The sequence below is a fragment of the Streptomyces lycii genome (assembly GCF_009735685.1).
Classification (GTDB): Bacteria; Actinomycetota; Actinomycetes; order Streptomycetales; family Streptomycetaceae; genus Streptomyces; species Streptomyces lycii.
Genome location: NZ_WHPN01000393.1, coordinates 1 through 3,869 on the forward strand (window position 1 = coordinate 1; position 3,869 = coordinate 3,869).

Below are 3,869 nucleotides of genomic sequence, written 5' to 3' on the forward strand. Positions count from 1 at the left end.
GTCCCGGGCGTCGAGCAGCATCCGCAGGTACTCCGCCTCCTCGCAGCGCGGCTTGCTGCCCGGCCGGTACAGGTCGATGCAGTCGTCGATGTCCTCCAGGACGTCCTCGTCCGGCAGCTCGGCGGCCAGCTCGCTGAAGACCCGGGCGGCCGGTGACTCGTCCGCGGGGGCGTCCGGACGGGTGACGGGGCGCGCGGGGCGCCCGGTGCGCCGGCGGGGCAGATGGAAGAAGCGGGAACGGTCGGCGGCGGAGAAAGCCATGCGTGCCCCCCACGGGCTGCTCGACGGCCGGGGAGCGCTGGGCGCCCCTCCCCCTGAGGACGTCCCCGGTCGCCCGGATGCTAGCGGCGGCACCGAGAAAGGCGTAGACCTCTCACCGGCCATCTTCGGCGTACCGGGAGGCCCCCCGGCATGAGCTGCGCGTTCGTCCGAGCGCACAATGAATTCGTGCCCATGACCGAGCCGCAGCAGCGACGCCGCTCCGACGTCGTCACCCCGTACGTGGACCTCAGCCGAGCGGAGTGGAGCGCGCTGCGCGAACGGACCCCGCTGCCGTTGACCGCCGACGAGGTCGAACGGTTGCGCGGGCTCGGTGACGTCATAGACCTCGACGAGGTCCGCGACGTCTATCTCCCGCTGTCCCGGCTGCTCAATCTGTACGTCGCGGGGGCCGCCGATCTGCGGGGCGCCCTCAACACCTTCCTCGGCGCCACCGCCGGCGGGCACGGCGCCCAGCCCGGCACCCCGTTCGTCATCGGCGTCGCGGGCAGCGTCGCCGTCGGCAAGTCCACGACGGCCCGGCTGCTGCGGGAACTGCTCGCCCGGTGGCCCGAGCACCCGCGCGTCGAGCTGGTCACCACGGACGGCTTCCTGCTGCCCAACGCCGAGCTGCACCGGCGTGGCCTGATGTCGCGCAAGGGCTTCCCCGAGTCGTACGACCGGCGGGCCCTGACCCGGTTCGTCGCGGAGGTGAAGGCGGGCCGCGAGGAGGTCACGGCGCCGGTCTACTCGCATCTGATCTACGACATCGTGCCGGGCGAGCGGCTGGTGGTGCGCCGCCCGGACATCCTCATCGTCGAGGGCCTCAACGTGCTCCAGCCCGCGCTGCCCGGCAAGGACGGCCGGACCCGGGTCGGCCTCGCCGACTACTTCGACTTCAGCCTCTACGTCGACGCGCGGACGGAGGACATCGAGCAGTGGTATCTGGCGCGGTTCCGCAAGCTGCGCGAGACCGCCTTCCAGAACCCGTTCTCGTACTTCCGGAAGTACACGCAGGTCTCCGAGGAGGAGGCGCTGGACTACGCCCGGATGATCTGGCGCACCGTCAACCGCCCCAATCTGGAGCAGAACATCGTGCCCACCCGGGGCCGGGCCGCCCTCGTGCTGCGCAAGGGCGACGACCACAAGGTGCGGCGGCTCAGCCTGCGCAAACTGTAGCCGGGCGGCGGCGGCCGGCTCGGCCGGAGCGCCACCGCGCCGGACGCTACCCTGCGGCTCATGCTGCATCTGCGGATCATCGCGCCGGCCGGCTGGACCGACGCGGTGGTCGACTGCCTGGAGAACACCGTCGGCACGGCGCATCTCGTCGTACTGGAGGGTGCCGCCCGGGTGCCGCCCGGCGATGTCGTGATGTGCGACGTCGCGCGGGAGGCGGCCGACGAACTGCTGCGCGAACTCCGCACGCTGGGTCTCGAGGACGACGGCGCCATCGCGGTGGAGGACATCGACCTGTCACTGTCCCGGCACGCCGACCGGGCCGAGAAGGACGCGCCCGGTGAGGGCGCGGACGCGGTGCTGTGGGAGTCGCTGACGGAGGCGACGCACGAGGAGTCCACCCTCACCGCCACCTATCTGGCGTTTCTGTCCGTGGCCACGATGATCGCGGCGTGCGGTGTGGTGCTCGACAACGCCGTACTGATCGTGGGCGCGATGGCCGTCGGCCCGGAGTTCGGCCCGCTGGCCGGGGTCTGCACGGCGCTGGTGCGGCGCAGTCCGAAGCTGGCCGGGCGCTCGTTGGTCGCGCTGCTCGCCGGATTCGCCGCGGCGATGGTCCTGACGACCGGTTTCAGCCTCATGATGGGCGGCTTCGGGCTGTTCTCCGACGAGTTGCTGGGCCAGGACCGGCCCAACACGGACTTCATCTGGCATCCGGACCCGTTCTCGTTCGTCGTGGCCCTGCTGGCCGGGATCGCGGGCATGCTGTCGTTGACGTCGGCGAAGTCCGGGGCGCTGGTCGGGGTCGCGATCTCGGTGACCACGGTGCCGGCCGCCGCCAACGCCGCCGTCGCCCTCGCCTACGGCGATCTGCGGCAGATGTGGGGTTCCAGCCAGCAGCTGTTGCTCAATCTCTGCGGGATCATCGTGGCGGGTACGGCGACCCTGCTCGCGCAGAAGTTCTTCTGGGGGAAGCAGAACGCCCGGATGGCCCGCTCGGAGACCGGGATGCGCTGAGGCGGCGAGCGGGCCGATACGGGCCGGCCGGTGGACGGAGCAGCGGCAAACGGGCCGGCGCGGGCGGAGCGGCTCGGACACGCAGGCCGGCACAGGGCAAGCGGCCGGACCCGGCGCGGAACAGCAACGAGACCGGCGCGGACGGCACAGAGGAACAGACGGCACAGAGGGGACAGACGGCACAGACGGCCGGACGGCCGGACGGCCGGACGGCGCACGCGAAAGGGCCCCGGGGCAGCGGCCCCCGGGACGGGGGACGCGCACCGGGGCGTCCGGCCGCGGGCGGGCGCCCGGCGGCGCCCGCCCGGTGGTGCTAGCTGTACTGCCCAGGGACATTGGTCAACCTGGTGACGGGCGGTTTGCCGCCGGTTGCAGTGTGGGGGCGGTGGTGATTGTAGTGATGGAGCCAGGCCGGCAGGGCTTTGCGGCGGGCTGATTCGCTTGAGTAGAAGCGTCCGAGGGCCCAGCCGTCGGCCAGGGTGCGGTGGAAGCGCTCGACCTTGCCGTTCGTCTGTGGCCGGTAGGGCCGGGTCTTCTTCGGTGTGATGCCGAGTTCGGTGCAGGCCCGGTTCCAGTGCCGGGAGCGGTAGGCCGAGCCGTTGTCGGTCAGGACCCGCTCGATGGTCACGCCGCGGGCGGCGAACCAGGCCACCGCGCGGTGCAGGACATCGACTGCGGTGTCGGCTGTCTCGTCGTTGCGGATCTCGGCGTAGGCGACGCGGGAGTGGTCGTCGACGACGGTGTGGACGAATGCGGTTCCCAGCAGCGGGCCGCGGTACTTGTTGCGGGGCTTGTCTGGTGTTGCGGCACGGTTCCTGCGGCCCTGGACGCGTCCGACGTAGCGCCAGCCGCCGCCGTCGGGGACGTTGCCGAGCTTCTTGACGTCGATGTGGAGCATGGCGCCGGGATGCCCGTGTTCGTAGCGGCGCACCGGCTCGCCGGTGGCACGGTCGATGTGGGACAGCCGGTTGATCCGGCAGCGGGTCAGGACCGCGTGGACGGTCGAGGCGGGCATGCCCAGCCGTCCGGCAATCTGGACCGGTCCCAGTCGCTGCTTCCAGCGCAGGTGCACGATCTTGCGGACCTGCGGCTGAGTAGTTCGGGCCGGGCTGCGGTGAGGTCGTGAGGACCGGTCGGCCATCGCGGCCGGCCCGGATTCGGCGTAACGGTCGGCCCATCGCTTGGCGGTGGGCCAGGACACGTCGTAGCGCTCGGCCGCACGGGCGACCGGCCATCCCTCATCCACAATCAGACGCGCCAGGCGAAGACGGGCACGGGGCGTCAGAGCAGCGTTAGCGTGAGACACGAAGGCCTCCTGGTTGGCGGAGCGGTTCCTCGACAGCTCCACTCCACAACCGGGGGCCTTCGTCATCTCACAGATTCAGACCGTGTCGTCGCACAAACTCGACCAACCTGGC

General features: G+C 71.4%; 4 protein-coding genes. 2 read left to right on the forward strand and 2 right to left on the reverse strand.

Going from position 1 to position 3,869, the window contains the following annotated elements:
• Window positions 1-261: hypothetical protein (locus GCU69_RS27215; protein ID WP_156207443.1), on the reverse strand; the 261-nt coding region annotated here is incomplete at its 3' end.
• Between the two features lie 192 nt (window positions 262-453).
• On the opposite strand from GCU69_RS27215, the gene coaA reads away from it, so the two are divergent.
• Together coaA and GCU69_RS27225 are read left to right on the forward strand one after the other, a co-directional pair.
• Window positions 454-1,437 carry a type I pantothenate kinase gene (coaA, locus tag GCU69_RS27220; RefSeq protein ID WP_176604664.1) on the forward strand — a complete coding sequence of 328 codons (984 nt, stop codon included), beginning with the start codon at window positions 454-456 and terminating at the stop codon, window positions 1,435-1,437.
• A gap of 60 nt (window positions 1,438-1,497) precedes the next feature.
• Window positions 1,498-2,451, forward strand: coding sequence for a DUF389 domain-containing protein (locus GCU69_RS27225; RefSeq protein ID WP_098753538.1), 954 nt, complete (start codon window positions 1,498-1,500; stop codon window positions 2,449-2,451).
• Between the two features lie 313 nt (window positions 2,452-2,764).
• Here GCU69_RS27225 and GCU69_RS27230 read toward each other — a convergent pair whose 3' ends face one another.
• Window positions 2,765-3,757, reverse strand: a complete 993-nt coding sequence (locus GCU69_RS27230; RefSeq protein WP_156207445.1) for an IS481 family transposase — start codon at window positions 3,755-3,757, stop codon at window positions 2,765-2,767.
• Window positions 3,758-3,869 lie beyond the last annotated feature (112 nt).

Excerpts from the sequence above, each read along its gene's own strand:
- coaA (WP_176604664.1), top strand. The coding sequence starts at position 454 with ATGACCGAGCCGCAGCAGCGACGCCGCTCCGACGTCGTCACCCCGTAC.
- GCU69_RS27225 (WP_098753538.1), top strand. The coding sequence starts at position 1,498 with ATGCTGCATCTGCGGATCATCGCGCCGGCCGGCTGGACCGACGCGGTG.